Origin of the sequence: Nocardia sp. NPDC003269 (assembly GCF_042888005.1) — a bacterium.
Lineage (GTDB): Bacteria > Actinomycetota > Actinomycetes > Mycobacteriales > Mycobacteriaceae > Nocardia.
In genome coordinates, this window is sequence record NZ_JBIAPA010000001.1 from 1,722,134 (window position 1) to 1,748,311 (window position 26,178).

28 protein-coding genes are annotated in these 26,178 nt (G+C 68.4%); 13 read left to right on the plus strand and 15 right to left on the minus strand.

What is annotated here, in order from left to right:
* The first annotated feature begins 49 nt into the window (after positions 1-49).
* On the plus strand, positions 50-1,024 hold the full coding sequence (locus tag ACFYWJ_RS07950) for a membrane dipeptidase (protein ID WP_355274296.1): 975 nt from the start codon (positions 50-52) through the stop codon (positions 1,022-1,024).
* Positions 1,025-1,049: 25 nt separating this feature from the next.
* On the opposite strand, the gene ACFYWJ_RS07955 is transcribed toward ACFYWJ_RS07950, so the two are convergent.
* The 3 genes from ACFYWJ_RS07955 to ACFYWJ_RS07965 all read right to left on the minus strand — a co-directional run bounded on the left by ACFYWJ_RS07955 (position 1,050) and on the right by ACFYWJ_RS07965 (position 4,831).
* Positions 1,050-2,078, minus strand: a complete 1,029-nt coding sequence (locus tag ACFYWJ_RS07955; RefSeq protein ID WP_355274293.1) for an NADP-dependent oxidoreductase — start codon at positions 2,076-2,078, stop codon at positions 1,050-1,052.
* A 136-nt stretch (positions 2,079-2,214) separates the two neighbouring features.
* Entirely contained in the window at positions 2,215-2,913 is a 699-nt protein-coding gene (locus tag ACFYWJ_RS07960) for a DUF6198 family protein (protein ID WP_355274290.1), read from the minus strand.
* Positions 2,914-2,944: 31 nt separating this feature from the next.
* Positions 2,945-4,831 (minus strand): adenine deaminase C-terminal domain-containing protein, encoded by a 1,887-nt coding sequence (locus tag ACFYWJ_RS07965; protein ID WP_355274288.1) that lies wholly within the window; start codon positions 4,829-4,831, stop codon positions 2,945-2,947.
* On the opposite strand from ACFYWJ_RS07965, the gene ACFYWJ_RS07970 reads away from it, so the two are divergent.
* Positions 4,823-5,725 carry a LysR family transcriptional regulator gene (locus ACFYWJ_RS07970; protein ID WP_355274285.1) on the plus strand — a complete coding sequence of 301 codons (903 nt, stop codon included), beginning with the start codon at positions 4,823-4,825 and terminating at the stop codon, positions 5,723-5,725. The genes ACFYWJ_RS07965 and ACFYWJ_RS07970 overlap by 9 nt on opposite strands.
* On the opposite strand, the gene ACFYWJ_RS07975 is transcribed toward ACFYWJ_RS07970, so the two are convergent.
* Together ACFYWJ_RS07975 and ACFYWJ_RS07980 are read right to left on the minus strand one after the other, a co-directional pair.
* Positions 5,722-6,747 (minus strand): AraC family transcriptional regulator ligand-binding domain-containing protein, encoded by a 1,026-nt coding sequence (locus ACFYWJ_RS07975; protein WP_355274282.1) that lies wholly within the window; start codon positions 6,745-6,747, stop codon positions 5,722-5,724. The genes ACFYWJ_RS07970 and ACFYWJ_RS07975 overlap by 4 nt on opposite strands.
* Positions 6,748-6,826: 79 nt before the next feature.
* Entirely contained in the window at positions 6,827-7,156 is a 330-nt protein-coding gene (locus tag ACFYWJ_RS07980) for a rhodanese-like domain-containing protein (protein WP_355274280.1), read from the minus strand.
* Positions 7,157-7,244: 88 nt separating this feature from the next.
* On the opposite strand from ACFYWJ_RS07980, the gene ACFYWJ_RS07985 reads away from it, so the two are divergent.
* From ACFYWJ_RS07985 to ACFYWJ_RS08000, 4 genes are all read left to right on the plus strand, one after another.
* Entirely contained in the window at positions 7,245-7,688 is a 444-nt protein-coding gene (locus ACFYWJ_RS07985; RefSeq protein WP_355274277.1) for a MarR family transcriptional regulator, read from the plus strand.
* A gap of 75 nt (positions 7,689-7,763) precedes the next feature.
* Positions 7,764-9,167, plus strand: a complete 1,404-nt coding sequence (gene lpdA / locus ACFYWJ_RS07990) for a dihydrolipoyl dehydrogenase (RefSeq protein WP_355274275.1) — start codon at positions 7,764-7,766, stop codon at positions 9,165-9,167.
* A 387-nt stretch (positions 9,168-9,554) separates the two neighbouring features.
* Entirely contained in the window at positions 9,555-9,968 is a 414-nt protein-coding gene (locus tag ACFYWJ_RS07995; RefSeq protein ID WP_355274273.1) for a L,D-transpeptidase, read from the plus strand.
* A gap of 132 nt (positions 9,969-10,100) precedes the next feature.
* Positions 10,101-10,805 carry a polysaccharide deacetylase family protein gene (locus ACFYWJ_RS08000; protein WP_355274270.1) on the plus strand — a complete coding sequence of 235 codons (705 nt, stop codon included), beginning with the start codon at positions 10,101-10,103 and terminating at the stop codon, positions 10,803-10,805.
* Here ACFYWJ_RS08000 and ACFYWJ_RS08005 read toward each other — a convergent pair.
* Complete coding sequence (locus ACFYWJ_RS08005; protein ID WP_355274267.1) at positions 10,802-11,209, minus strand: helix-turn-helix domain-containing protein; 408 nt, start codon at positions 11,207-11,209, stop codon at positions 10,802-10,804. The genes ACFYWJ_RS08000 and ACFYWJ_RS08005 overlap by 4 nt on opposite strands.
* A 99-nt stretch (positions 11,210-11,308) precedes the next feature.
* On the opposite strand from ACFYWJ_RS08005, the gene ACFYWJ_RS08010 reads away from it, so the two are divergent.
* Complete coding sequence (locus ACFYWJ_RS08010; protein ID WP_355274265.1) at positions 11,309-12,157, plus strand: SDR family oxidoreductase; 849 nt, start codon at positions 11,309-11,311, stop codon at positions 12,155-12,157.
* A 105-nt stretch (positions 12,158-12,262) separates the two neighbouring features.
* Positions 12,263-12,586 carry a hypothetical protein gene (locus ACFYWJ_RS08015; protein ID WP_355274668.1) on the plus strand — a complete coding sequence of 108 codons (324 nt, stop codon included), beginning with the start codon at positions 12,263-12,265 and terminating at the stop codon, positions 12,584-12,586.
* Here the strand turns inward: ACFYWJ_RS08015 and ACFYWJ_RS08020 are convergent, their stop codons facing one another.
* Positions 12,587-12,964, minus strand: coding sequence for a VOC family protein (locus ACFYWJ_RS08020; RefSeq protein ID WP_355274262.1), 378 nt, complete (start codon positions 12,962-12,964; stop codon positions 12,587-12,589). It abuts the gene before it with no gap.
* A gap of 93 nt (positions 12,965-13,057) precedes the next feature.
* Entirely contained in the window at positions 13,058-13,603 is a 546-nt protein-coding gene (locus ACFYWJ_RS08025; RefSeq protein WP_355274259.1) for a carboxymuconolactone decarboxylase family protein, read from the minus strand.
* Positions 13,604-13,804: 201 nt separating this feature from the next.
* On the opposite strand from ACFYWJ_RS08025, the gene ACFYWJ_RS08030 reads away from it, so the two are divergent.
* The gene (locus ACFYWJ_RS08030; protein WP_355274257.1) at positions 13,805-14,701 is read left to right on the plus strand and encodes an NERD domain-containing protein; all 897 of its coding nucleotides are present in this window, start codon (positions 13,805-13,807) and stop codon (positions 14,699-14,701) included.
* A 4-nt stretch (positions 14,702-14,705) separates the two neighbouring features.
* Here the strand turns inward: ACFYWJ_RS08030 and ACFYWJ_RS08035 are convergent, their stop codons facing one another.
* The 6 genes from ACFYWJ_RS08035 to urtA all read right to left on the minus strand — a co-directional run bounded on the left by ACFYWJ_RS08035 (position 14,706) and on the right by urtA (position 20,262).
* Complete coding sequence (locus tag ACFYWJ_RS08035; RefSeq protein ID WP_355274255.1) at positions 14,706-15,419, minus strand: GntR family transcriptional regulator; 714 nt, start codon at positions 15,417-15,419, stop codon at positions 14,706-14,708.
* A gap of 9 nt (positions 15,420-15,428) precedes the next feature.
* The gene (gene urtE, locus ACFYWJ_RS08040) at positions 15,429-16,121 is read right to left on the minus strand and encodes an urea ABC transporter ATP-binding subunit UrtE (RefSeq protein ID WP_355274253.1); all 693 of its coding nucleotides are present in this window, start codon (positions 16,119-16,121) and stop codon (positions 15,429-15,431) included.
* On the minus strand, positions 16,114-16,926 hold the full coding sequence (gene urtD, locus ACFYWJ_RS08045; protein ID WP_355274250.1) for an urea ABC transporter ATP-binding protein UrtD: 813 nt from the start codon (positions 16,924-16,926) through the stop codon (positions 16,114-16,116). Before urtD ends, urtE begins: the two co-directional genes overlap by 8 nt.
* Positions 16,923-18,059 (minus strand): urea ABC transporter permease subunit UrtC, encoded by a 1,137-nt coding sequence (gene urtC, locus ACFYWJ_RS08050; RefSeq protein ID WP_355274247.1) that lies wholly within the window; start codon positions 18,057-18,059, stop codon positions 16,923-16,925. The genes urtD and urtC overlap by 4 nt, the downstream gene beginning before the upstream one ends.
* A complete protein-coding gene (gene urtB, locus ACFYWJ_RS08055) occupies positions 18,056-18,940 on the minus strand; it encodes an urea ABC transporter permease subunit UrtB (RefSeq protein WP_355274244.1) in 885 nt (294 codons plus the stop codon). The genes urtC and urtB overlap by 4 nt, the downstream gene beginning before the upstream one ends.
* Before the next feature lie 71 nt (positions 18,941-19,011).
* On the minus strand, positions 19,012-20,262 hold the full coding sequence (gene urtA, locus ACFYWJ_RS08060) for an urea ABC transporter substrate-binding protein (RefSeq protein ID WP_355274241.1): 1,251 nt from the start codon (positions 20,260-20,262) through the stop codon (positions 19,012-19,014).
* A 341-nt stretch (positions 20,263-20,603) separates the two neighbouring features.
* On the opposite strand from urtA, the gene ACFYWJ_RS08065 reads away from it, so the two are divergent.
* The 3 genes from ACFYWJ_RS08065 (at position 20,604) to ACFYWJ_RS08075 (ending at position 23,086) form a co-directional block, all read left to right on the plus strand.
* Positions 20,604-22,433, plus strand: coding sequence for an acyl-CoA dehydrogenase (locus tag ACFYWJ_RS08065; protein ID WP_355274239.1), 1,830 nt, complete (start codon positions 20,604-20,606; stop codon positions 22,431-22,433).
* 52 nt (positions 22,434-22,485) lie between these two features.
* The gene (locus ACFYWJ_RS08070) at positions 22,486-22,701 is read left to right on the plus strand and encodes a hypothetical protein (RefSeq protein ID WP_355274236.1); all 216 of its coding nucleotides are present in this window, start codon (positions 22,486-22,488) and stop codon (positions 22,699-22,701) included.
* Positions 22,702-22,807: 106 nt separating this feature from the next.
* A complete protein-coding gene (locus ACFYWJ_RS08075) occupies positions 22,808-23,086 on the plus strand; it encodes a ribbon-helix-helix protein, CopG family (RefSeq protein ID WP_355274233.1) in 279 nt (92 codons plus the stop codon).
* A gap of 22 nt (positions 23,087-23,108) precedes the next feature.
* Here the strand turns inward: ACFYWJ_RS08075 and ramB are convergent, their stop codons facing one another.
* Complete coding sequence (gene ramB, locus ACFYWJ_RS08080) at positions 23,109-24,515, minus strand: acetate metabolism transcriptional regulator RamB (RefSeq protein WP_355274231.1); 1,407 nt, start codon at positions 24,513-24,515, stop codon at positions 23,109-23,111.
* 94 nt (positions 24,516-24,609) lie between these two features.
* Between ramB and ACFYWJ_RS08085 the strand changes: the two genes are divergently transcribed.
* Positions 24,610-26,130 (plus strand): ATP-dependent DNA ligase, encoded by a 1,521-nt coding sequence (locus ACFYWJ_RS08085; protein WP_355274228.1) that lies wholly within the window; start codon positions 24,610-24,612, stop codon positions 26,128-26,130.
* The last annotated feature ends 48 nt before the right edge of the window (positions 26,131-26,178 follow it).

Sequence of the window (26,178 nt, forward strand, 5' to 3'; positions counted from 1 at the left end):
TGTTGCGAAACGTAGGATCGCAGGTCACGAACAACGACCGGAGGTGAATATGGCGCCCTTCCTGTGGGAGCAGCACTGCTGTCTGCCGTTGCATCACACGGCGCGCATCGGCGAACTCGCCCGGTATCCGCTCGGGTCGTATCTCTCGGTCAATGTCGGGTATTCGGCCCAGACCACCGCGGATTCGCTGGAACTGGTGCACCGGTTCCGTGACCAGGCGGCGGCCGATCCACGCTTCAGGCTGGTCGAGCGCCGCGCCGACATCGGCGCCGACGACGCGATCGCGCTGGCCTTCGACCTGGAGGACTCCGGCCCGCTCGGCGGCGATCTCGACAATGTGGAGCTGTTCTACCGGCTCGGCGTTCGCTCGCTGCTGCCGAGCTACAACCACGCCAACGCGGCGGGCTGCGGCTGCCTCGACACCGCCGACACCGGCCTCACCGGCTACGGAAAAGACCTGGTGCGCAAGCTGAACGAGGTCGGCATGTTCGCCGACGGCTCGCACTGCTCGCGCCGCACCGGCCTCGACATCGCGACCCGCACCGCCGTCCCGATGATCTACAGCCACTCCAATTTCGCCGCCCTGTGGGAACATCCGCGCAATATCACCGACGATCAGGCCCGCGCCTGCGCCGAGACCGGCGGCGTGATCGGCATCAACGGTGTCGGAATCTTCCTGGGCCACAACGCCCCCGGCGACCACGCCGCCCGCCTCGCCGCGATGGCCGACCACATCCGCTACGGCGTCGATCTGGTCGGGCTCGACCACATCGGCGTCGGCTCGGACTACTCCTTCGACGGCCAGGAGTTCAACGACGAGATCCGCGCCAACCCCGGCGCCTTCTCCGAGTCGTACACGAAATGGGGCCCGCTCCAGTGGGTTCCCCCGGAGGACCTGCTCGGTGAATCCGGTGCCCCCGGCCTCGACGAGCTGCTGGCCGACCGGGGGTTCCACGCCGGGGAGCGCGCCGCGATCTTCGGCGGCAACTTCGCCAGAGTCGCGGGGCAGGTCTGGCGCGACTGACGTCCCTGAGTGATCTCGCGCCGGCTCAGCCCAGGCGCACCAGCATCTTGCCGGTGTTGGCGCCGGTGAGGACGCCGAGGAAGGCGGCGGGAGCCTGGTCGAGGCCCTCGTAGACGGTCTCGGTCGTGCGCAGGGTCCCGTCGGCCAGCCAGCCCGCCGCCTTGCCGATGTACTCGCCGAAGAGCGGGAAGTAGCTGGTCACCAGCATGCCGCGCAGGGTCGCCTCCTTCGTCGCGGCCAGGTAGAGGTCCGGGATCTGCTGGGCGCCCGCGCCGTTGTAGCCGCTGATCGCGCCGACCAGCGCGATCCGGCCGTGCTGGTTGAGCGCCTCGATGGCGACCTTCAGGTGCTCGCCGCCGACGCTGTCGAGGTAGACGTCGACGCCGTCGGGCGCGGCCGCGGCGAGCTGCCCGCCGAGATCGCCCGCGCGGTAGTCGATGGCGGCGTCGAAACCGAACTCGTCGAGCAGCGTCCTGGTCTTCGCCGGCCCGCCCGCCGAGCCGATCACCCGCTTCGCCCCGAGCGCCTTGGCGAGCTGCCCCGCGACGCTGCCGACCGCGCCCGCCGCGGCCGAGACGAACACCGTGTCGCCGGGGCGCACCGGGGCGACATCGGTGAGCGCGGCGTAGGCGGTCAGGCCGGTCGTGCCGAGCACGCTCAGGAACTGCTGCGGCGCGGCCAGTTCCGGGTCGATCGGCGTCGCGGTGGCCGCGTCGACGACCGCGTGCTCCCGCCAGCCCGCGAAGTGCGAGACTGTGGCGCCCACCGCGATCTCGGCCGAGCGCGAGGCGATCACCTCGCCGACGGCCGAACCGTCCAGTGCCGCACCGAGTTCGAACGGCGGGATGTAGGACTCCTTGTCGTCCATCCGGCCGCGCATGTACGGGTCGACCGACATCCAGGTGTTGCGGACCAGGATCTGGCCGTCGGCGAGCTCGGGCAGCGGGCGCTCGACCAGGGCGAAATCGGTGGCGACGGGAGCGCCGTCCGGCCGGGCGGCCAGGTGGATCTCCCGGGTGGTGGTGGGCAGCGCGGCGCTGGTCGAGTTCGACATGATCGAGCCTTCTTTCGAGGTCAGCCGGTGTTTTTCTCCGGTGCCGACTACGTTATGGCGGCCGTGCCCGCGCTCCCAGGTCCGCGGACGCCACCGCCCGGTCCGTTCACGACAGGACCGGGCGGTGGCGGGTCGGCTAGTCGGCGACGGGCACCGGCACGGCCGGGCGCTTGCGCGCCGAGAACTTCTCGACCAGGAAGAAGTACCCCTTCACGTACTGGCCGACGAGGATCGCGTTGATGATCGTGCCCTCGCGGATGAAATGCGGTGCGCCGAGGAAGGCCAGGCCGATCAACGCCGAGATCGCCAGCAGCGTGCAGTCGAACACGGTCTTGATGTTGCCCCACTTGCGCCCGGTCTTCTGCTGGATCGTGTTCACGAACAGGTCGATCGGCATCAGGATGAGGTTCGCGCGGATCATCAGGAACAGGCCGAGGGCGAGCATCGCGTCGGCGAAGACCAGCAGGACCAGGTTGGCCACGTACGGCTCGAGGTGGATCCAGTCGGTGAGCCACAGGTTGAGATCGAGCAGGAGGGCCAGCACCAGCGCCGGGATCATCGAGAGCAGGTAGCTCGCTTTGAAGGCCTTCGGTCTGACCAGGAAGGTCAGGCCGAGCATGATGATCTCGAGGATGAGGTTGTAATTGCCCTGGCTCAGCGGGGTGAACACCAGCGTCATCGTGCGGGTGAGGCTGCTCTGCGGGGAGATGCCGATCCCGGCCCTGATGGCCAGGCTGAGGCCGAGGGTGAGGATGTAGATACCGGCGACGTAGGTGATCCAGCGGCGCACCTTGCTTCCGTTGTCGATGACTGCCGCGTCGTTGTCGTGCTGCATAGCGGTGGATCCCTTGCTCTGGTAGCCGAGGCTATTTCATGAAGCCGAAGCGGTCGAGCGAGATGAACAGCGTCAGCAGCTTGTTGACGACCGGTTCACCTTCGTTGTGATGGCCGAGCCTCAGCAGCGCGTCATCGATCGACCTGGTCGCCGCGACGAGTTCGGCGAGGTCCATATCGGCCATGACCCCGTAGAAGTCCAGCGGCAGCACGGCCCTCACCTCGCGGTCCTCGGTGACGACGCAGCCGCCCACGAGACCGTCCAGCCGGTGCAGGTTGTCGCACATCTCGGCGCTGTCGGAGCCGACCACCACGAAGTAGGCCGACGGCGCGGGCCAGAACGTGGAGACCGCGCCGCGATCGATCGACACGCCCTGGAACAGGCCGTTCACGATGTGCCGCGGGCCGTCGGCGTAGCGCTGCACGACCGAGATCCGGTTGAGCCGCGCCCCGTCGTGTTCGGGCACGACCGCGCCGTCACGGTACGGAACCCACACCTCCTGCGCGAATTTGCGATGCCCGCGCCCGTAGACGTCGAAGAGCAGCACCTTCGCCAGGGTGCCGTCGGCCGAGATCTCGATCGGCGTGAGCTCGAGCGATTCGGGCCGCAGGTCGCCGAGTCCGGGCCGGGGCCGCTTGGCCAGGACCGAGTAGTCGATGCCGACCGGCTCCAGCAGCCGCCGGTCCGCGGCCACCAGCTCGCCGCCCTTGAAGACGTAGCGCGGGTTGATCTTGGACAGGCTGTCGGTGAGCACGATGTCGGCGAATCGGCCCGGGCTCAGCGAGCCGAGATCACGGTCCTTGTGGAACGAGCGCGCGGCATAGAGCGTGCCCATCTTGATCGCCTTGATCGGCGGCATCCCCATCTCCACGGCCAGCGAGACGACCCAGTCGATATGGCCTTGCCGCAGGACCCGGTCCACGGAGATATTGTCGGCGCAGAGCTGGAAGTTCTCGGCGGGCCAGCGGCGTTTCACGATGGCGCGCAACATCGTTCGAATGACCTCGGGACTACCGACGCCGAACTTGATCTGCGTGTTGAGGCCGTAGCGGATGCTCTTCTCGATATCGGCTTCGTTCCACACGTCGTGGTTGTTGTCGACGCCGATCGCGGGCATGTAATTGAGCAGCATGTCCGACAGCGACGTGACACCCCAGTGGCAGTTCACGAATCCGGCATTCGCCCGGCCGAGCGCGGATTTGCGGAAATCGTCGGCATTGCCGGTCATATAGGACAGGTGGGCCAGTTCCCCGAGGCCGATCACCGGATCCATCGCCAGCATCGCCTCGGTCACCTCGGGCGAGGTCTTCTTTCCCGGGGCGAAGGCATAGAGCCGGTAGGGGAGTTTGTCGTGATCGGCGAACAGCGCCCGCGCGGCCTCGACCGCCTCCTCGCCTGCGGCGCTGGCGAAATCGAGGGTCTCGCCGAAGACCGTCGTCGTGCCGCTCGGCACGATCGCCTCCCCGAAAGCAGCCGGATGCGCGAGCTGGGATTCGAAGTGCAGATGCGCGTCGATCAGGCCGGGAATCGCGTAAAGCCCCTCACCATCGAAGGATTCGCGAAAACGCACGATCGATTCGTCCGGGCTGAGCGCGATGATGCGTCCGCCGTGGACGAGAAGGGTGCCTGGGTACACGGTTTCGCTGTGCACATCGAGAATGTGCAGATTGCGCAGCAGCAGGTCGGCTTCCTGCTCGCCTTCCAGGATGGCGAAGATACTGCGGACGTGATCGTCCTGGGTGGAAACCTCGGTCGTCGAATTCTGCTGGGGCATAGGGGTCCTCACCTCGATATTCCCGCACTGTCGGGTGCGTGTATCGATTGGACGCGATCGGTACCGTTGCCCACAAGCATTCGTTTTCGCACGAGGTGTACTAAAATTTCGTACACTAATTCCGGGAGGTGAGCGGTGCTCCATTCACGATTGCTGCAGTACATCGACGAGGTGGCGCGGCTCGGGTCCATTCGCGCGGCCGGTGCCCGGCTCCATGTCGCGCCCTCGGCGATCAATCGGCAGATCCTGCTGCTGGAGGCCGAACTCGATCAGCCGCTGTTCGAACGGCTGCCGCGCGGCATGCGCCTGACCCCGGCGGGGGAGGCGCTGCTCGTGCACATCCGGCAGACGCTGCGGCAGTATCGCGAGACCGTGGCCGACATCCGTGATCTGCGCGCCCTCGGCAGCGGCGAGGTCGTGATCGCCACCATGACCGGCCTGGCCAGCAGCGTCGTCGCCACCGCGGCCACGACCTTCCGTGCCAGGCATCCGCAGATCCGGATCTCGATCCGCACCATGTCGACCCTCGACATCGTGCAGGCGATCGAGAACAGCGAGGCCGACCTCGGCCTCGGCTTCAACATCCCGGCGTCCGCGCAGCTCGAGGTCTGCTGGCAGATGAACACGCGGCTGGGCGTCGTCGTCTCGCCGCAGCATCCGCTGGCTCCGATGGAGACGATTCCGCTCGCGCAGTGCACGCCGTTCCCGCTGATCTTCGCCGACCGCTCGATGGTGATTCACGGCATCGTCGCCGAGGCCTTCGCCAACGCCGGTCTCGATATCCAGCCCGCGTTCCACACCAATTCGATCGAGACGATGAAACGGCTCGCGATGTCCGGCGAGGCCATCGCCTTTCTCAGCGAATTCGACGTCGCCGAGGAACTGCGGGACGGTCGGCTGGCCTTCCGGCACGTCCGCGACGCCTTCGACGTGAACATCATCTCGCTCGTGCGCCGGGAGAAGCACGGCCACGGCCTGGCGAGTTTCCTGCTCGCCGACGAGATCGGAAAGACCTTGCGGCCAGGCGATTCCGACTAACGGCTCGTCGGCGAGGCACCGGTCCAGCGGTGGAAGGCCTTGCGGAGGGCGCGGTCGTCGGTGAAGGCCAGGCGCTGCGCGACGGTCGAGGTGCTGTGGCCCTGATCGAGCAGGGCTTTCGCGCGCTCGTAGCGCAGCAGGTCGAGTTCGTCGCGCCAGGACGTGCCGTGGTCGGCGAGATGGCGTTGCAGGGTGCGCTGGCTCATGGCGAGGCTTTTCGCGACCCGGGCCAGGGCCGGGTCGCCCGCGTCCAGGGCCGCGCCGAGGGCGATGCGGAAGGCGTCGAGTGGGCCCGCGATCGGGCGGGCGGAGGCCAGGACCAGGTCGGCGTGGCTGCGCATCAGGTCCGACAGCATCGGGTCGGCGCGCGCGAGCGGGGCGGTGGCGTCGTCGGCGTGGAAGGTGATCGCGTCCGACTCCGCGTCGAATTCGATGTCGGTGGTGCCGAATACGGCGATCAGGCCGGTGCGGTCGGCCGGTGCGGCGTGGCCGAAGCTGACCCGGGTCGGCACGAGCGGTCGGCCGAGCGCTTCGCGCGCGCGGCGCAGGTAGTAGGCGAGGACGTACTCGTTGACCACGGCCGCCACCGCCGGATCGCCGGCCGAGGTCCGGTAGCCGATGGTGAGATCGCCGTCGCCGGTGAGGTCGAAACCCTCGGTGGCCGCGGTGACCAGGCGGTGATACGGCTGGGCGGCGCGCAGCGAATCCGCCAGTGTCGCACCGGTGGTCACCAGGTAGTCCCAGGTGTTGAGGGAGCCGAGCGGCGCGGCGGCGGCGATCGCGGCCCCCGACCCGGCACCGGGGCGCGCCTGCGCGATCAGCTCCCACAGGCGCAGCAGCGAGGTCATCGGGATGCGGTTGAGCTCGCCGCTCAGGATCACCTCGTCGGTGCCGGGAACGCGCGCCAGCTGGTCCTCGGCCACACCCGCGGCCCGCGCGGCCCGCAGCAGCAGCCGGAGGAGATGGGTGGACACCGTGCCGTCGAGACGGCTACCGATCCCCTCCGCCGCAACACCACTCACCTCTGCGACCCTACTGCGCCGACGCGAAGGGCCCGGTGCGCGTTCGCCCGGCCGCGGTGACCGGGCGAACGCCGAGGGATCAGGCCGACGTCTCGACTGTCAGGCCCGCCTCGGACCAGTCCTGAATGCCCTCGCGGTACTTGCGGACATTGGTGTAGCCGAGGGCCTCCAGCTTGCTCGCGACAACTTGGCTGTTGCCGCACACCGCGTTCGTGCAGTAGGTCACGATCGCCGCGTCGCGGTCGGGGAGGAGGTCGGGGGCGCGGTCGTCGACCTCGTCCTCGACCAGGTTGAGGGCGCCGGGCAGGTGCGCCTTGGCGTAGTAGTCCGGCGGCAGCGCGTCGAGCACGGTCACGGTGTTCGCCGCGATCTCCGCGGCCAGCTCGTCGCGGGTGATGAGTGCGGTCATGGGTCACCTCGGTCGTTCGGAGGAAATTTATGTGCGTGCACACGCTACTAGTTGTGTGCGCACGCACGCAAGTGGCTAAGCTGGTCCGGTGCCCACCGATCAGCCGTCCCGTCGTGCCGCGGTCGCCGCGTGGGCCGCGCTGCTCCAGGTGCACGCGGCCTTCGTCCCCGAGCTCGACGCCGAACTCCGCAGGGCCACCGGACTGCCGCTGACCTGGTACGACGTCCTCCTGGAACTCGACGCGGCCGGACCGATGCGGATGAGCGACCTCGGCGAGAAGGTCGTCCTCAGCCGGACCAGGGTCAGCCGCCTCGTCGCGGAACTGGAGGCGAACGGCCTGCTGCGCCGCGAGTCCAACCCCGACGACGGCCGGTCCGCGCTCGTCGCCATCTCCGACCTCGGCAGGCAGCGGTTCCGGGAGGCCGCGCCGCACTATCTGGCCGGCATCGAACGTCGGCTCGGTGCCAACGTGAGCGCCGCCGAACTCGAGGCCGTGGCCGTCACTCTGCGCAAGGTGCTCGGCGGCCCGTAGCGCCCGCTCGCGCGCACCTCACCGAAGTGGGGGACGGGTGGGTGAACTCCCCGGAACAGAGTTAGGCTCGGGGTCGTGACTTCCCACTACGATGTCGTCGTTCTCGGCGCTGGTCCCGGCGGATACGTCGCCGCGATCCGTGCCGCTCAACTCGGCCTGCGAACAGCGATTGTCGAGCAGAAATACTGGGGTGGCGTGTGCCTGAACGTGGGCTGCATCCCGTCCAAGGCACTGCTGCGCAACGCCGAACTGGCCCATATCTTCCACAAGGAAGCCAAGACCTTCGGCATCTCCGGTGAGGTCAGCTTCGACTTCGGCGCGGCGTTCGACCGCAGCCGCAAGGTGGCGGACGGGCGCGTCAAAGGCGTGCACTTCCTGATGAAGAAGAACAAGATCGACGAGTTCGACGGCCTCGGTACCTTCACCGGCCCGAACTCGCTGGATGTGGCCCTCACCAAGGGCGGCGTCGAGGCGATCACGTTCGACAACGTCATCATCGCCACCGGCACCACCACCAAGCTGCTGCCGGGCACCCAGCTCTCGGCCAACGTGGTGACCTACGAGGAGCAGATCCTCACCCGCGACCTGCCCGGCTCGATCCTGATCGTCGGCGCGGGCGCGATCGGCATGGAGTTCGCCTACGTCCTGAAGAACTACGGCGTGGACGTGCGGATCGTGGAGTTCCTCGACCGCGCGCTGCCCAACGAGGACGAGGACGTCTCCAAGGAGATCACCAAGCAGTACAAGAAGCTCGGCATCACCATCACCACCGGTGCCGCCGTGCAGACGATCGACGACGACGGCTCCAAGGTCACCGTCCAGATCAAGGACAACAAGTCCGGCGCGGTCGAGACCGTCACCGTCGACAAGGTGCTGCAGGCCGTCGGCTTCGCGCCCCGCGTCGATGGCTACGGCCTGGAGACCACCGGTGTCGCCCTCACCAACCGTGGCGCCATCGAGATCGACGAGTACATGCGCACCAATGTGCCGGGCATCTACGCGATCGGTGACGTCACCGCCAAGCTGCAGCTCGCGCACGTCGCCGAGGCGCAGGGTGTGGTCGCCGCCGAGACCATCGCCGGTGCCGAGACGCTGACCCTGGGCGACTACCGGATGATGCCGCGCGCCACCTTCTGCCAGCCGCAGGTCGCCAGCTTCGGTCTCACCGAGGAGCAGGCCCGCGACGAGGGCTACGACGTGAAGGTCGCGACCTTCCCGTTCACCGCCAACGGCAAGGCGCACGGCCTGGCCGACCCGACCGGCTTCGTGAAGCTGATCGCCGACAAGACCCACGGCGAGCTCATCGGCGGCCACCTCATCGGCCCCGACGTCTCGGAGCTGCTGCCCGAGCTGACCCTGGCCCAGAAGTGGGACCTCACGGTCAACGAGCTCGCGCGCAACGTGCACACCCACCCGACGCTCAGCGAAGCGTTGCAGGAAGCGATCCACGGCCTCGCGGGCCACATGATCAACTTCTGATCTGTCGAGGACACGAGGGGCGGTCGCCGGGCGACCGCCCCTCTGTCGTGTCGGCGACACGAATTCCGTGTATTTCTTTTCGGCCAATATTGCGGGCGTTGATTTGGCGAATTGGGGGGCCGTCCACGATGATCCGTGTAGTTCTTCGTTCGCCTGTCAGTCGCTACACCTGATCTCGTGAGTACATGGGTAACTCGCCGGGCACGCCCGCAAGCTGACTTCCTCGTGACCGCCAGCCCGGCGCCCTGATTTTCGACTTGTCGACGACCGGCAAGAGTCGCGGGGAGGCGGACAGAGAGGTAACGGACTCGTATGCGTATTTTCGGTTGGGTAGCTCGTGCTGCGGCATTGGTGGCGGTGGCCGGATTCGGAACCATGGCACCCGCGATGGCCGAACCGCTTTTCCCCGGTGGCCCCGACGTTCCCGGCGTTCCCGCCATCCTCCCGACGGCCTCCCCGTGCCCGGTGGTCGAGGCCAGGGCGTGCATGCGGCTGTCGACGAACGAGGCGTGGCTCGTCGACAACGGCCGGGTGATCTTCGGCCCGACGCCGATTTCGCACGGTATGGCCGGATACGAAACTCCGCCCGCCGTCACCCGGATTTCCTTCAAGCGGGAATTCCACTGGAGCACGATGCACAACGCGCCGATGCGCTGGGCCACCTTCTTCAACGGTGACATGGCATTCCATGTCGGCCCGGTCAATTCGAAGTCGCACGGTTGTGTGCGGATGACCGAGGACGGCGCCCACCGCTTCTTCGACTACCTGAACCCCGGCGACATCACCCAGGTCATCGACTGAGCAACGCCCGAACGAACGAACATGGGTAACTCACCGGGCACGGGCTGACCCGACCCGGTGAACCGCCGCCGCCCGCCAACGCTCACGCCCCCCGCGCCTTAGTCTGGCCTGAATACGCGGAGAGGCGGAACAGTGCGTAAGTGGTTGATCGGTGGGGCCTCGGCGGTCGCGCTGCTGCTGGTGATCGTCGCCGGGCTGTACGTGCTCATGAATTCGCGGACCTACCAGCTGACCGGCCGATTGGTCGATCGCGTCGACACCGACGAGAAGCTGGTCGCGCTGACGTTCGACGACGGGCCGACCGAACGCACCCCCGAGATCCTGCGCACGCTCGCCGAATTGCGGGTCCCGGCGACCTTCTACCTGATCGGCGACAACCTGGCCGCCCATCCCGAATACGGTGCCGCGATCGCGGCGGCGGGCCACGAGATCGGCAACCACTCGTACTCGCACCGCCGCATGGTGCTGATCTCCGGTGACACGGTGCGCGCGGAGATCGAGCGCACCGACGCCGAGATCCGCCGCACCGGCTATCAGGGCCCGATCACCTTCCGCCCGCCCTACGGCAAGAAGCTCTGGGCGCTGCCGAGCTATCTCGCCGAGCACGACCGCACCACGGTCACCTGGGATGTCGAACCCGATTCCGCGGGCGGCGCCACCCGCGCCGCCATCGTCGACGACACCCTGGCGCAGACGAAACCCGGCTCGATCGTGCTGCTGCACGTCATGCACGGCCGCGAATCCGCCGCCGCCCTCCCGGAGATCGTGGCCGGCCTGCGGGCGCGTGGCTACGACTTCACCACCGTGTCCGACCTGCTGCGGCGAGCACCGGCCTAGCCGCGCGGAGCGGCGGAACGGTGATAGCTCGCCTGGGCCGCCCGGACGGTGTCCATGTTGGTCTCCAGGACCACGATCAGCGACTCCAGGCGTTCGGCCACCTGCGCGCCGAGCTCGGTGAGCGTGTACTCCACGCGGGGCGGGATGGCCTCGAGTACCTCGCGATGCACCATCCCGTCGCGTTCGAGCCCCTGCAGGGTCTGCGACAGCATCCGTTCGCTCACGCCGTCGACCCGTCTGCGCAGCGCGCTGAACCGGTAGGGGCCTTCGCGTAGCGCCACCAGGGCCAGGACGCCCCACCGGCCGGCGACATTCTGCAGCACCGGCCGCGACTCGCAATTGCGCGCGAAGACGTCGGCTTCCAGCGCCTGATCGTCGTCGGTCGACGAGGGCTGCGTGCTCATACCGCCGATCGTACCGCTCTTGACCAGAGTGCTTGCGGAATGCATAGTGCTTACGAATAGTTAGTACTAGAAAATCGGTACCAACCCTGGAGGTAGATCATGACTGTCGCGGTGACCGGAGCGAGTGGACAGCTGGGCAGGCTCGTCGTGGAAGCCCTGCTGGCGGCGGGCGAACAGCCGGTGGCGATCGTGCGCGATCCCGCCAAGGTGGCCGACCTGGCCGAACGTGGCGCGCAGGTCCGGCAGGCGAGCTACGACGACCCCGCCGCGCTCGACGCCGCGCTGGCCGGCGTCGACCGGGTGCTGCTGGTCTCCGGCAACGAATTCGGTGCCAGGGTCGCCCAGCACACCACTGTCCTCCGGGCCGCCGAGCGCGCCGGTGTCCGGCTGCTCGCCTACACCAGCATTCCCGTCGCGGACGGCAACCGGATGATCCTCGCGCAGGAGCATCGCGGCACGGAGGAAGTACTCGCCACCGCGTCGATCCCGACCGTCCTGCTGCGCAACAGCTGGTACTGGGAGAACTACGCGGCGGGCGCCGCGCACGCCACGCAGACCGGGGTGCTGGCCGGCGCCTCGGGTGCGGGCAAGGTCTCCGGCGCTCCGCGCGCCGACTACGCGCAGGCGGCGGCGGTCGTGCTCACCACCGACGGCCACGAGGGCCGCGTCTACGAGCTCGGCGGTGACGAGGCCCTGAGCGGTGCCGACATCGCCGCCGTGCTCACCGAGGTCTCCGGCTCCCCGGTGCGCTACGAGAATCTCGCCGAAGCCGACTACGCGGCCATCCTCGGCCAGGCGGGCCTGCCCGCGCCCGTGGCCGCGGCGCTGGCCGACGCCGACTCGGGCATCGCCGACGGCCTGCTCGAGGTCCGCACGGGTGATCTGGCCAAGCTCCTCGGCCGCCCGGTGACCCCGCCCGCCGAGGCGTTCCGCGCCATCCTCGGCTGATTTCCGGGGGTGGGCCGACGGGGAGCCGTGTGGCAGAGTTCGGGTGTGGCTACCGAAACTCCCCGTCGACGCACGCACTCCTACCTGAGCGGGCTGCTGTTCGTGATGGGCGTCCTGCACTTCGTCGCACCGAAGCCCTTCGACGGCATCGTGCCGCCGCAGCTGCCCGGCAACCCGCGGACCTACACCTACGGTTCCGGGGTCGCCGAGCTCGGCGTGGCGACGGCGCTCGCGGTGCCGCGCACCCGTCGCCTCGGCGGCTGGCTGGCCGCGGCGCTGTTCATCGGCGTCTTCCCGGCGAACATCCAGATGGCCGTCGACGTGGTGGGCAACCCGAAGGCGCCCGGCCTGTTCAAGGCAGGCGTGCTGGCGCGGCTGCCGCTGCAGATCCCGATGGTCGTGGCCGCGCTGCGCGTGGCGCGCCGCTGATCACACCCACTGCACCAGCTGGATGACGATCCCGTTCGGGTCGCTCAGCTGGAAGTAGCGCTCGCCCCACTCCTCGGTCTCGATGGGCGTCTCGATCGGGACGCCCGCGGCGCGCAGGCGCTCGTACTCGGCGTCGATGTCGTCGACGACGAACACCACCAGCGTGCCGTCGCCCGCGCTGCCCGCGATGCGCGCCGGCTTGAACGTGCTCAGGCCGGTGCGCAGGTAGATGACGTTCATCCCGGCATCGGGCCGCTGGAGCGAGACGAACCCGTCGGCGGCCATCTGCTCGGTGAAGCCGAGGTGGTCGATCAGGAACGTCGCCGAGGCCTGCGGGTCGGCGACATTGAGCGAGATGGCGGAGCCGGTGATCTGCATGGGTTCTCTCCTCGGTGTTGAACTCCGTACGTTGTACGCCTTTAACGATGGCGAGGAGGTCGCCGGTTCCGCTGTATGACCTGTGTCACATGTTCAGAAGCTGTCCCTGTTGATCCGCAGCGTGGTGATGGTGGCGGCCAGGCCCTCGTACTGGTTGATCAGCAGCACGATCTCGATGAGCAGCCGCTCGTCGTAGTGCGCGACGAGCCCGGCCCACGCGGCGTCGTCGACATCGCGGCCGGTCACCAGCTGGTCGACGACCGTGAGCAGCGCCCGCTGCCGCGGCGTCCAGCCCTCCGCGTCCGGTCCGGCGGCGACCCGGTCGATCTCCACGGCCGTCAGCCCGGCCCTGCGGCCGAGGCGGCGATGATGGTCGGTCTCGTAGTCGCAGGCGCGCAGATGCGCGACCCGCAGGATGACCAGCTCAGCCTCGGCGCGCGGCAGCCGCCCGCCCGGCATGAGCTTGCCGGAAAAGTGCAGCCAGCCGCGGAACAGCCCGCCGGTGCGCCCGAGGGTGCTGAACAGGTGCGCGTCATCGGTGCCCGACGCGCGGGAAAGCACTTGCCAGACAACCCAGTTGATCGGTCCGAGTTCGGCGAACCGTCCCGGGGAAACCCGTGGTAGGGGCGCTGGATCCATCACATCTCCACCTGTCTGCTCGTGCTCGCCCGGCCGGTTCGCAGCGTACTCGCCGGTACGTGATCCCGACGGCGACTGTGGGAGTCGTGCCGGTTTTCTTTGGTTTCCAGTGGTTTTCGCAACAGTTGCGCGTCATGATCGGTGGGTACCGCAGCGCGCAGCGGCGGTGTGAGGTCGCAGCACTGGTAGGGGAACATCGGAATGCTGGTTCGGATCAGGCCGGATGCGGAGCTCACCGGCGCCGAGCGGGAGTTCGTGGATTGCCTGCACGCCTATCCGAGCACGGGGCTCGCGCTGGTGGATTGCCGGGTGGGCGATCGCAGGCTCGGCGCGGTGGTCGTGACGCCACGGGGGATCACGGTCATCGAGGTGAAGGGCTTCCGGCGACGGCAGAGCGGCCTGCTCGCGGTCTCGGCGGCGGGCGAGTGGACGATCAGCGACAGCCCGCTCGACCTGGACGCCGACCCCTCGGGCGGCCTCACCGACCGGCTCGAACACGGGATCCACGCCGTGCGCGTCGCGCTCGAGCAGGCGCTGCAGGACAGCAGGCATGTCAGCGGCGCGGTGGTGATGGTGCCGTACCGGGGCGTGGTGGTGCGGCCGGCGCGCACCGCGCTGCGACCGGGGCTGGACGTGCTGGTCGCCAATACCGTCGACGCGCACGAGTTGCGGGTCTACCTCGAGGGCTTCTCCGCCGGGCCCCCGGCCTGGACCATCGACCGGGTGCTCACCACCTGCACCGCGCTGGGCGTCGGCACCCTGACGCCGCCGCGCGCCGAGCTGGCCGCCGACGGTTTCGCGGGCAGCCGCCCCGCGCCGGCGCCGCTCCCGCCGCAGCCGCGCAGGTTCACCGAACCGATCCAGGCTCCGCCGCCCGCCCAGCCGGCCGAGCGCGGGAAGCTGGTCGGGCTGATCCTGTTCGCCGTGGCCGTGCTCGGTGTGTTCGTGGTGTTCCTGGTGGTCGGCCAGGCCCTGCTGCGGGACTCGCCGCAGCCGCGCCCCAGCTCGGACACCTCGCAGAGCACGACCAGGGTGCCGTCCTCGACGCCCGCCGGTCAGCGGCCAGTCGAGTGCTGGCCGTTCCAGAACGGCTGCTGAGCGCTCAATCCCGCACGGCGCGACCGAGTTTGGTGAAGGCGATCGCCTGCTCGGCCCGTACCCTCACATGCGCGCGGGAGGAATCGATGTGCGCGGTGAGGGTGTGCAGGGCCGCCTCGCCGGCGCCCGCCAGGACCTGTTCGGCGATGGTGATGTGCTCGGCCGTCATCGCCGCGACCCGCTCGGCGGTCGGCACGTCCATGGTGCGGACCGGGCGCACCCGCACATAGACCGCGGTGAGCGCATCGGCGAGGGCCGAGTTGCCCGCTGCCCGTAGTAGTTCGGTGTGGAATCGCTCGTCGGCCGCCACCAGCTCCGGCCCCGGTTCCGGCGGGGTGTCCCGGTACTCGCGCCAGCGTTCCAGTTCCGCGCGCACGGCGGGCAGATCGTGCGAGGCGGGACTGTGCGGCTGGACCGAGTCGGCGGCATTGATGCGCTGGAAACCCCGGGCCTCCAGCACTATTCGTAGCTCGTAGAGCTCGTCCAGCTCGGCCAGGCGCGGCCGGTACAGATAGAGCCCGTCCTGGTGGCGCTGGATCAGCCCGTCGGCCTGGAGCCGGGCCAGCGCCTCGCGCACCGGAGTGCGCGAGACGCCGTACCGCTGGGCCAGCCGTTCGGCGCGTAGTCGTTCGGTCGGCGGGACGGTCCCGGTGGCGAGGTCGTCGCGCAGCGCCAGGTAGACGCGCTCGGCCAGAGACACCCGCCCCCTGCGGTTCATGGCCTGCGGTCAGATCGCCATCGCCGCGCGGACCGCGGATTCCGCACCGGCACCGCCCGCACCCGACGAGCCGAGATGTCCCGAATGCAGCACGTAGTAGTGCTGCGCGGCCTGCAACGCGAAGCCGATGTGCTGCTCCACCAGCAGCACGCTGAGGCCACCGCGCTGGGTGAGATCGATGATGGTGCGCTCGATCTCGGCCACCACCGACGGCTGGATGCCCTCGGTCGGCTCGTCGAGGATGAGCAGCTTGGGCTCGGTGATCAGGGCGCGGGCGATGGCCAGCTGCTGGCGCTGACCGCCGGAGAGCAGCCCGGCCTTGCGGGTCAGCAGCTCACGCAGGGCGGGGAACAGTTCCAGCGATTCCTCGATCAGCGCCTTGCCGCGCTTGCGCCCGTCGGCGACGACCTGCAGATTCTCGGCGGTGGTCAGCTGGGGAAAACTCTGCTGCCCCTGCGGCACGTAGGCGATGCCGCGCTTGACCCGCTGCGACGGGGACAGCTTGGTGATCTTGTCGCCGTCGAAGGTGATCGTGCCCGATTTGGTCGGCAGCAGGCCGACCGCGGTGCGCAGCAGCGTCGTCTTGCCCGCGCCGTTGTGGCCCATGATGGCGACCACGCTGTCGTCCGGGACGGTCAGGCTGACACCGTGGATCACCTCGGTGCGCCCGTAGCCCGAGTGGATGTCGTGTAGTTCAAGCATCGGCCGACTCCTTGTTCGTCGCGTCCCCGGCCAGTGCCGCGGTGCCGAGGTAGACCTCCTGCACCTTCGGATCGGCCTGCACCTCTTCGACACTGCCCTCGCTGAGCACCTTGCCGCCCGCGAGGACGGTGACCGAGGTGGCGAAGGAGCGCATGAAGTCCATGTCGTGCTCGACGACGATCACCACGCGGTCACCGCCGATGCGGCGCAACAGGTTTCCGGTCTCCTCGCGCTCCTCGGCGCTCATGCCCGCGACGGGTTCGTCGAGCAGCAGCACCGAGGCGTTCTGCACCAGCAGCATGCCGATCTCGAGCCACTGCTTCTGCCCGTGTGCCAGCACCCCGGCGGGCTTGTCCCGCAGCGCGGTGAGACCCGTTGTCTCCAGGGCCTCTTCGATGCTCGGCAGCACCGACTTGCGCGCCCGCAGCAGCGACAGCGGCGAACGGCCAGCTCCCGCCGCGATATCCAGGTTCTGCAACACGCTGAGCTGCTCGAACACGCTCGCGGTCTGGAAGGTCCTGCCGACGCCGAGCCGCGCGATCTGGTGCACCTTCTTGCCGAGCAGCTCGGTGCCCGACTTCTGAGCCGAGCCGGTGGCCGGCACCAGGCCGGTGATGGCGTCGATGAGCGTGGTCTTGCCCGCGCCGTTGGGACCGATCAGGAACCGCAGGTCGCCCTGCAGCACCGTCAGATCGACATCGGTGACTGCCTTGAATCCGTCGAAACTCACCGAGAGGCCACGGATTTCGAGGTAGTCGCTGTCCATGCCCGCGTTGCCGCCCGCTTTGGGCTCGTGTGTGGTCATCGCGCTTCCACCTTCTCCTCGGTGACGACGGCGGGTTCGGCCGGCGCCGGTGCGGGTGCGGGTTCCGGTTTCCGGCTCTGCCACCAGCCCTTGAACAGCGGCCACAGCCCGGCCAGGCCGGCGGGGATGAACCCGACGACCACGATGAACAGCACGCCCTGCATGTACGTCCAGCCCGACGGGAACGACTCCGAGAGCGAGGTCTGCGCCCAGGCGACGCCGATCGCGCCGAGGACCGGGCCGAGCAGCGTGGTACGGCCACCGATCGCGACACCGATCAGGAACGCGATGGACGGGACGACGCCGATGTCGGCGGGGGAGATGATGCCGACGATCGGGGTGAACAGCGCACCCGCGATACCGGCCAGGAACGCCGCCACCACGTAGGCGACGATCTTGATGTTGGCCGGGTCGTAGCCGAGGAAGCGCACCCGCTCCTCCGCGTCGCGCACCGCGACCAGCAGTTCGCCGTAGCGGCTGCGGTTGAGCTGGCGGATCAGCGCGACGACCAGCAGCAGCGTGCCCGCGGCGATGAAGAACAGCATCTGGCGGTTGGCCGGGTCGGAGAGCCGGAACCCGAAGAAGGACCGGAAGTCCGACAGGCCGGTGAAGCCGCCGATGGCCTGCTGGCCGGTGAGCAGGATGGCCAGCGCCGCGGCCAGCGCCTGGCTCAGGATGGCGAAGTACGCGCCACGCACCCGGCGCTTGAACACGCCGTAGCCGAGCACGGCGGCCACCAGCGCGGGCAGCACCAGGATGGCGAGGATGGCCACCGGCGCCGAGGTGAACGGCTGCCAGAACCCCGGCAGTTCGCTGATGCCGGAGATCTCCATGAACTCCGGGACGTCGTTGCCGAGGCGGGCGGCGTCGGCCAGCTGCATGTGCATGGCCATGATGTAGGCGCCGATGCCGAAGAACACACCCTGGCCGAGGGTGAGCATTCCGCCACGGCCCCAGGCCAATCCGATGCCCGCCGCCACGATGGCGAAGCAGAGGAACTTGGCGAGCAGGTTCAGCCGGAAGTCGCTGAGTACCGCCGGTGCCACCGCGAACAGGATGAAGGCGGCGACGGCGAAACCGGCGAGCGGGGTCAGCCGGGGGTAGGCGCTGAGACGGTCCTTGAGTGCGGTCATGCCAGGCTCCTCGTCCGCACGGTGAACAGGCCCTGCGGGCGGACCTGCAGGAAGATGACGATCAGCACGAACACGATGACCTTCGCGATGGACGCGGTGGTCGAGTATTCGATGAACGAGTTGAGCAGGCCGAGCGCGAACGCCGCGATCACCGTGCCCTTGATCTGGCCGAGGCCACCGATGACGACCACCAGGAACGCGTCGATCAGATAGCTCTGGCCGATGGTCGGGCTGGTCGAGCCGATCAGGGTCAGCGCCACACCGGCGACACCGGCCAGGCCGGACCCGATGAAGAACGTGCTGATATCGGTGAATCGCGAAGAGATACCCGAGGTTTCGGCCAGGCCGCGGTTCTGCACGACGGCGCGGATGCGGCGACCCATCGGGGTGGTCTTGAGCACGGCGGCCAGCGCGGTCACCGCGACGATCGCCAGCACCAGGATGAAGATGCGGGTCTTGGGCACCACCGCGCCCGCGATGGTGATACCGCCGCTGAGCCATTCGGGCACCAGCACGTTCTTGGCGGGCGCGCCGAAGATGTCGCGCGCGGCCTGTTGCAGCACGAGACCGACGCCGAAGGTGACCAGCAGCGTGTCCAGCGGACGGTCGTACATGTAGCGGATCAGGCCCATTTCCAGGGCGGCGCCGAGCAGGCCGCCGATCAGGAAGCCCATGAACAACGAGACGACCAGCGAGACGCCCGCCGACGAGAAGATTTGCTGCACAACGTAGGTGGTGTAACAGCCGGCCATGATGAATTCGCCGTGCGCCATGTTGATGACGCCCATCTGACCGAAGGTCAGCGACAGACCGAGGGCGGCGAGCAGAAGAATCGATCCCAGGCTCAACCCCGTGAAGAGCTGGCCGATCAGCACGTCCATTGCAGCGGACTCCTTGGAAATGGGGCGGTGTGGGACGCGCCGGACGGCGCGTCCCACACCTGTCGGGCTACTTACTTGAGGCCCTTGGCCCAGTCGTAGGACTTCAGGTACGGGTCCGGGGTGATCGCCTTGCCGGAGTCCCACACCGTGTAGATCAGGCCGTCCGGGCGGATCTCGCCGATCCGGGCGGTCTTGGTGATGTGGTGGTTGGAGCCGTCGATGGTGACGGTGCCCTCGGGGGCTTCGAAGCTGACGCCGTCAGCGGCGGCCTGCACGTCGGCCACGGCGAAGGACTTGGCCTTCTCGACGGTGTTCTTCCACAGGAAGACCGAGGCGTAGGCGGCTTCCATCGGGTCCGAGGTGGGCTTGTCGGCGCCGAAGGCGGCCTTGTAGTCGGCGACGAACTTCTTGTTCACCGGGGTGTCGACGGTCTGGTAGTAGTTCCAGGCGGTCAGCTGGCCCGCGATGTTCTGCGCGCCGATGCCGGCGACCTCTTCCTCGGCGATCGACACCGAGACCACCGGCATCTCGGCGGCCTTCAGGCCCGCGTTGGTGTACTCGCGGAAGAAGGCGACGTTGGAGTCACCGTTGAGGGTGTTGAAGACCGCGCCCGCCTTGGCATTACGGACCTTGTTGACGATGGTGGAGAAGTCGGTCGAGCCGAGCGGGGTGTAGTCCTCGCCCTTGATCTCGATGCCGTTGGCCGCGGCGTAGGCCTTGATCTCGCGGTTGGCGGTCTGCGGGAAGACGTAGTCCGAGCCGACCAGGTAGAGGGACTTGATGCCCTTCTGCTTCAGGTAGTCCAGCGCGGGGATGATCTGCTGGTTGGTGGTGGCGCCGGTGTAGAAGATGTTCTTGCTGTCTTCCAGGCCCTCGTACTGCACGGGGTAGTAGAGCAGCGAGTTCAGGCTCTCGAACTTGGGCTTCATGGCCTTGCGGCTCGACGAGGTCCAGCCGCCGAACACCGCGGCGACACAGTCGGAGCTGATCAGCTTCTCCGCCTTCTCGGCGAAGGTCTTCGGGTCGGAGGCGCCGTCTTCGAGGACGATCTCGATCTTCTTGCCGAGCACACCGCCGGCGGCGTTGATCTGGTCGATCGCCAGCTTGGTCGAATTGGCCACGGTGACTTCGGAAATGGCCATGGTGCCGGACAGCGAGTGCAGCGAGCCGACCTTGATGGTGTCCTTGGTGGTGTCGACGCACGAGGCGGCGGTCGAGCCGGACGACGCGTCGTCACGGGCACCGCAACCGGTGAGCAACAGGCCGGTGACGGCCACCGCGGCGGGCACCGCGAGTGCCTTGGCCAAACGGGATCGATACATGGGGCGGTTCTCCTCATCAGGTGTAACGGCGGCGCCACACGCGCCACAACGAACACCACCGCGGTCTGCCCCGGTGACTGGACGTACACCGAGTTGTATACAGCGGCTGTATTCGTGAGCGGAACAGTAGAGGGAACTTGTTGCACCGGAATATCTCTCGGTCACGTGTCCGTTTCGTCTGTTTCATCCATGTGAACAATTGCTCGGCGGCGGGTGTCGGCGGCTGCGCGCCTACGGTTGCGTAGGGACGCCACGGTGCGGCACGCTTCGAATTCGTACGACGTCGAACAGCCGGAGCACGCGGCACTCGGGCCGTGTGTGGTCAGTCGAGGAGGCGCCACGTGGGGCACTACAAGGCGAACGTGCGGGACATCGAGTTCAATCTGTTCGAGGTGCTCAACCTCGACAAGCTCCTGGATACCGGCGCCTACGGCGACCTGGATTCCGAGACGGTGCGCCAGATTCTCGCCGAGGTCGAACGGCTGGCCGAGGGGCCGATCGCGGACTCGTTCGCCGACGCCGACCGGCACCCCGTGGTATTCCATCCGGACACCTTCGACATCTCCGTGCCCGAACCGTTACGCAAGACGGTGGCCGCGGTGCAGGAGGCGGGGTGGTTCCGCCTCGGCATGCCGGAGGGCATGGACGGCACCGCCGCCCCGAACGTGCTGATGTGGGCGATCAACGAGCTCGTCATCTGCGCCAATCCGGCGGCCAGCTTCTTCAATATGGGCCCGCTGATGGGCTCGGTGCTCTACGAGGTCGGCACCGAGGATCAGAAACGCTGGGCGCGTGGCGGCTTCGAGCGTGGCTGGCAGGGCACCATGGTGCTCACCGAGCCCGACGCCGGGTCCGACGTCGGCGCCGGCCGGACCAAGGCCGTGCCGCAGCCCGACGGATCGTGGCACATCGAGGGCGTGAAGCGGTTCATCTCCGGTGGTGATGTGGGTGAGATCGCGGAGAACGTCTTCCACCTGGTGCTCGCCCGGCCGGAGGGTGCCGGTCCCGGCACCAAGGGGCTGTCGCTGTTCTACGTGCCGAAGTTCCTCTTCGATCCCGAGACGTTCGAGCTCGGTGACCGCAACGGCGTGTACGTGACCGGGGTCGAGCACAAGATGGGGATCAAGTCCTCGCCGACCTGTGAGGTCACCTTCGGTGGCACCGCGGTGCCTGCCAAGGGCTGGCTCGTCGGCGACGTGCACAACGGCATCGCGCAGATGTTCAAGGTGATCGAGAACGCGCGGATGACGGTGGGCGTGAAGTCGTCCGGGACGTTGTCGACGGGGTACCTGAACGCGCTGGAGTACGCCAAGACGCGCGTGCAGGGCGCGGATCTGACGCAGATGGCGGACAAGGCGGCGCCGCGCGTCACCATCACCCATCACCCCGATGTGCGGCGGTCGCTGGCCATGCAGAAGGCGTACGCCGAAGGGTTGCGCGCGGTGTATCTGTATACCGCCGCGCATCAGAACGAGGACGTGGCACAGCTCGTCTCCGGCGCCGACGCGGAGCTGGCGCACCGGGTGGACGATCTGCTGCTGCCGATCGTCAAGGGGGTCGGCTCGGAGCGGGCGTATCAGTTGCTCACCGAGTCGCTGCAGACCTTCGGTGGCTCCGGTTATCTGCAGGACTATCCGATCGAGCAGTACATCCGCGACGCCAAGATCGACTCGCTCTACGAGGGCACCACCGCGATCCAGGCCCAGGACTTCTTCTTCCGCAAGATCATTCGCGATCGCGGCGCCGCGCTGGCGCACCTGAACGCGCAGATCACCGCCTACCTGGACAGCGACACCGGCCGCTTCGCCACCGAGCGCGCCCTGCTGCGCACCGCCCAGGCCGACATCGGCGCGATGGCGTCCACCCTCACCGGCTACGCCATGGCGGGCCAGACCGACCCCACCGAGCTCTACAAGGTCGGCCTCGGCTCGGTCCGCTTCCTGATGTCGGTCGGCGACCTGCTCATCGCCTGGCGCCTGCTCGTCCAGGCCGACATCGCCGCCGCGGCCCTCGCCGCCGACACCGCCCCCAAGGACCGCCCCTTCTACCAGGGCAAAGTGGCCGCGGCGAGCTTCTTCGCCAAGAACGTCCTCCCCGAACTCACCGCCACCAGGAACATCCTCGCCACCCTCGACAACGACATCATGTCCATCCCGGAGGAAGCCTTCTGACCGCCGCCGATAGGTAGTGGCGTGCACCAGGTAAGTGTCATACACTTATCTGGTGCGGATCCACGTCAACCAATCTGCGTTGAAGCACGGCATCCTGGAAGACGAGATTCGCGCGATCATCTCGTATCCGATGCTGCGATGCGCGGTGAGATCAAGGATGGACCCGGAAGCGGCAGTGTTCGTGTTCGTCGGGCGGCTGGACAACGAGCCGTGGCTCGAGGTGGTGGCAGAGAGCGTCGAGGACATCACCCGGGAGGTATGCGGCTGACCGCGCGAGTTGCTGCCGAGGTGTACGCGCTGGCAGGCATCTCGCTGCCGTGTGCGATCCGGCAACGGCCGCAACGGAGTTCATGGAGTGGAACGGAGAGTCCTTGATGGCAAAGCGAAGTGCTGAAGAGTACGAAGCGATGGCTGCCGAGTTCGAGCACGGCGACTACGCGGTCGTCGGCCCGATCGAAGCGGGGCCCGAATTGACGATGGGGCGGCCGATCGGTGGGGCCCGCGGCGGGAAGAGTCCGGTCCGGACTGTACGACTTCCGGCCGAGTTGGATGCGCGTCTGGCAGCGTACGCCGACCAGGCCGAGACGACGCCGAGTGATGTCCTGCGCCGGGCGGTAGCCGAATACTTGGCCCGTCATCCCCTCAGTGCGTGAACTGAGTAGCTGAGTCGGTGGACTACTTGATCAGGTAGGGGGAGACCGAGCTGCGGTGTTCGCTGATGTCGAGGGCCTTGCCTAGTGGGGGGAAGGCGCGCTGGGGGCAGTTGGAGCGGACGCAGACGCGGCAGCCGGCGCCGATCGGGGTGGCGGTGGCTTCGCCGAGGTCGATGCCGTCGGCGTAGACGACGCGGCCCGCGTGGCGGAGTTCGCAGCCTAGGCCGATGGCGAAGGTCTTGCTGGGCTGGCCGTAGCGGGTGGCGCGGCGTTCGACGGTGCGGGCGACCCAGAGGTACTTGCGGCCGTCAGGCATCTGGGCGATCTGGGTCATGATCTTGCCGGGGTAGGCGAAGGTCTCGTAGACGTTCCAGAGCGGGCAGGTGCCGCCGCTGGCGGAGAAGTGGAAACCGGTGGCGGACTGGCGTTTCGACATATTGCCCGCGCGGTCGACGCGGACGAAGGAGAACGGCACGCCGCGCAGGCTCGGCCGCTGGAGCGTCGAGAGCCGGTGGCAGATGGTCTCGTAACTCTGTGAGAAGAAGGCCGACAGGCGCTCGATGTCGTAGCGGAAGTCCTCGGCCACCTCGTGGAAGTGGGTGTAGGGCAACACCGTCGCCGCGGCGAAGTAGTTGGCCAGGCCGAGCATGGCCAGCTTGCGCGAGGCCTCGGAGGCGAAATTGCCCTCCTCGACCAGCTTGTCGAGCAGCGGCCCGCACTCGAGATAGGCCAGTTCGGCGGCCAGCTTGAAGGTGCGCTGCCCGCCGGACAGGTGCGGGGAGATCTCGAGCTGCTTGGTCTCGGGGTCGTAGTGGTGCAGCACGCCCTCGCCGAGGTCGATCCGCTCGACGATCCGCACGCCGTGCGCGCGCAGCAGCCGCACGATCTCGGTGCTCACCTCACCGCCGTGGAACCGGATGCGCGCGGTGAGGTCCTCGGCCGCGGTGTCGAGTTCGTCGATGTAGTTCTGGCGCTGGTAGAAGTAGTCGCGCACTTCCTCGTGCGGCTTGCTGATCGCGGCGCTGCCGGAACCGTCGGAGAACCGGTCCTCGGTGGCGGCGGCCAGCTGGGCGCTGGTGTTGCGGTACCGGTTGTGCATGGCGACCAGGGCGCGCGCCATGCTCGGATGCGCCGAGACCATGTCGGCGATCTCCTGGGTGTCGGCCTCGATGCCGAGCTCGGCGTCCATCACGACTTCCTGCAACTCGGCGATGAGCCGGGTGTCGTCGTGGGCGGAGAAGAAGGCCGGATCGACGCCGAAGACCTCGTTGATCCGCTTGAGCACGGGCACCGTCAGCGGCCGCACGTCGTGCTCGATCTGGTTGAGATAGCTGGCCGAGATCTCCAGCTTCTGGGCCAGCGAGACCTGGCTCAGCCCGCGCTCGGTCCGCAGCTGGCGCAGCCGCGCACCGACATAGGTCTTGGCCATATGTCCAGTTTATGGGCGGTTTCGCAACCTTGCCAATGGATTCTTAACAGCGGGGGCTGAGCGATGTGTCACACCGTCGCGCTACCGTCGTCGGGTGCTGTTCAGCGATGTCGTCGCGGCCTCGGCGGCCGTGCGAGCGACCAGGTCGCGCAAGGCGAAGATCGCCGCGCTGGCCGAGCTCTTCGCCGCCGCGGGCCCGGCGGAGATCGGGACCGTCGTCGCCTGGCTCTCCGGTGACCTGGTGCAGGGCCGGATCGGCGCGGGGTGGCGCACGGTGGCCGGCCTGGAGACGCCACCGAGCGGCGCGCCGCGGCTGACCGTCGGCGAGGTCGACGGCGTCTTCACCGAACTAACCGGGCTCAGCGGCACCGGCTCGACACTGCGCAGGCGGGAACTGCTCACGGCCCTGTTCACCGCCGCGACCGAGGACGAACAGTCCTTCCTGATCCGGCTGCTCACCGGGGAACTGCGCCAGGGCGCGCTCACCGCGGTCGTCGTCGAGGCGCTCGCGCTGGCCACCGGCATCCCGGTCGAGGTGGTGCGGCGCGCGCACATGCTGTCCGGTCAGCTACCCGCGACCGCCGTCGCCGCGGTCACCGGCGGGGAGGCGGCGCTCACCGCGTTCCGGCTCGAGGTCGGCAGGCCGGTCGCGCCGATGCTCGCGTCACCGGGCGGCTCGCTCGACGAGGCGCTGGCCGAACTCGGCCCGCAGGTGAGCGTCGAGCACAAGCTCGACGGCGCCCGGATCCAGGTGCACCGCGACGGCGAGCGCGTGTGGGTCTTCACCCGCACGCTGCGCGACATCACCGCGAGCGTGCCCGAGCTGGTCGAGCTGGTCGCCGGACTCGACTGCACGAGCGTGGTCCTGGACGGGGAGACCCTCGCGCTGACCGACGCGGGCAGGCCGCGCCCGTTCCAGGAGACGATGAGCCGGTTCGCGACCGTCGGCGAGGACGCCAGGGACCTGCTGCTGCACCCCTACTTCTTCGACTGCCTGCACCTCGACGGCGTCGACCTGATCGACGAACCGCTGCGGGCCCGCCGCGCCGCGCTGGCCGGGGTGGCGGGCGAGCACGTCATCCCGGCGCTGGTCGCCCCCGACGCCGAGGCGGCCGCCGAGTACTACGACGACGCGCTGGCCGTCGGCAACGAGGGCGTGATGGTCAAGGCACTGGACGCGCCGTACGCGGCGGGCAGGCGCGGCAAGGCGTGGCAGAAGATCAAACCGGCGCACACCCTCGACCTGCTGGTGATCGGCGCGGAGTGGGGCTACGGCAGGCGCACCGGGTTCCTGTCGAACCTGCACCTGGCCGCGCGCGACCCGGAGACGGGCGAGCCGGTGATGGTCGGCAAGACGTTCAAGGGCCTCACCGACGAGCTGCTGCGCTGGCAGACCGCGGAGTTCCCCCGGCACCAGACCCACACCGACGGGCACGCCGTGTTCCTGCGCCCACGGCTCGTCGTCGAGATCGCGCTCGACGGTGTCCAGGCCAGTACCAGGTACCCGGGCGGTGTCGCCCTGCGCTTCGCCAGGGTGCTGCGCTACCGGCCGGACAAGGAGCCCGAGCAGGCCGACACCATCGACGCGGTGCGCGCGCTGGGGGTCGTGAGCTGACCCGTCGGGGACTTACCTGCAACAGTTTGGCAATCCGGTATCGGCATA

Excerpts from the sequence above, each read along its gene's own strand:
- ACFYWJ_RS07950 (WP_355274296.1), top strand. The coding sequence starts at position 50 with ATGGCGCCCTTCCTGTGGGAGCAGCACTGCTGTCTGCCGTTGCATCAC.
- ACFYWJ_RS07955 (WP_355274293.1), bottom strand. The coding sequence starts at position 2,078 with ATGTCGAACTCGACCAGCGCCGCGCTGCCCACCACCACCCGGGAGATC.
- ACFYWJ_RS07960 (WP_355274290.1), bottom strand. The coding sequence starts at position 2,913 with ATGCAGCACGACAACGACGCGGCAGTCATCGACAACGGAAGCAAGGTG.
- ACFYWJ_RS07965 (WP_355274288.1), bottom strand. The coding sequence starts at position 4,831 with ATGGAGCACCGCTCACCTCCCGGAATTAGTGTACGAAATTTTAGTACA.
- ACFYWJ_RS07980 (WP_355274280.1), bottom strand. The coding sequence starts at position 7,156 with ATGACCGCACTCATCACCCGCGACGAGCTGGCCGCGGAGATCGCGGCG.
- ACFYWJ_RS07995 (WP_355274273.1), top strand. The coding sequence starts at position 9,555 with ATGGCCGAACCGCTTTTCCCCGGTGGCCCCGACGTTCCCGGCGTTCCC.
- ACFYWJ_RS08005 (WP_355274267.1), bottom strand. The coding sequence starts at position 11,209 with ATGAGCACGCAGCCCTCGTCGACCGACGACGATCAGGCGCTGGAAGCC.
- ACFYWJ_RS08010 (WP_355274265.1), top strand. The coding sequence starts at position 11,309 with ATGACTGTCGCGGTGACCGGAGCGAGTGGACAGCTGGGCAGGCTCGTC.
- ACFYWJ_RS08015 (WP_355274668.1), top strand. The coding sequence starts at position 12,263 with ATGGGCGTCCTGCACTTCGTCGCACCGAAGCCCTTCGACGGCATCGTG.
- ACFYWJ_RS08020 (WP_355274262.1), bottom strand. The coding sequence starts at position 12,964 with ATGCAGATCACCGGCTCCGCCATCTCGCTCAATGTCGCCGACCCGCAG.
- ACFYWJ_RS08025 (WP_355274259.1), bottom strand. The coding sequence starts at position 13,603 with ATGGATCCAGCGCCCCTACCACGGGTTTCCCCGGGACGGTTCGCCGAA.
- ACFYWJ_RS08030 (WP_355274257.1), top strand. The coding sequence starts at position 13,805 with ATGCTGGTTCGGATCAGGCCGGATGCGGAGCTCACCGGCGCCGAGCGG.
- ACFYWJ_RS08035 (WP_355274255.1), bottom strand. The coding sequence starts at position 15,419 with ATGAACCGCAGGGGGCGGGTGTCTCTGGCCGAGCGCGTCTACCTGGCG.
- urtE (WP_355274253.1), bottom strand. The coding sequence starts at position 16,121 with ATGCTTGAACTACACGACATCCACTCGGGCTACGGGCGCACCGAGGTG.
- urtD (WP_355274250.1), bottom strand. The coding sequence starts at position 16,926 with ATGACCACACACGAGCCCAAAGCGGGCGGCAACGCGGGCATGGACAGC.
- urtC (WP_355274247.1), bottom strand. The coding sequence starts at position 18,059 with ATGACCGCACTCAAGGACCGTCTCAGCGCCTACCCCCGGCTGACCCCG.
- urtB (WP_355274244.1), bottom strand. The coding sequence starts at position 18,940 with ATGGACGTGCTGATCGGCCAGCTCTTCACGGGGTTGAGCCTGGGATCG.
- urtA (WP_355274241.1), bottom strand. The coding sequence starts at position 20,262 with ATGTATCGATCCCGTTTGGCCAAGGCACTCGCGGTGCCCGCCGCGGTG.
- ACFYWJ_RS08075 (WP_355274233.1), top strand. The coding sequence starts at position 22,808 with ATGGCAAAGCGAAGTGCTGAAGAGTACGAAGCGATGGCTGCCGAGTTC.
- ramB (WP_355274231.1), bottom strand. The coding sequence starts at position 24,515 with ATGGCCAAGACCTATGTCGGTGCGCGGCTGCGCCAGCTGCGGACCGAG.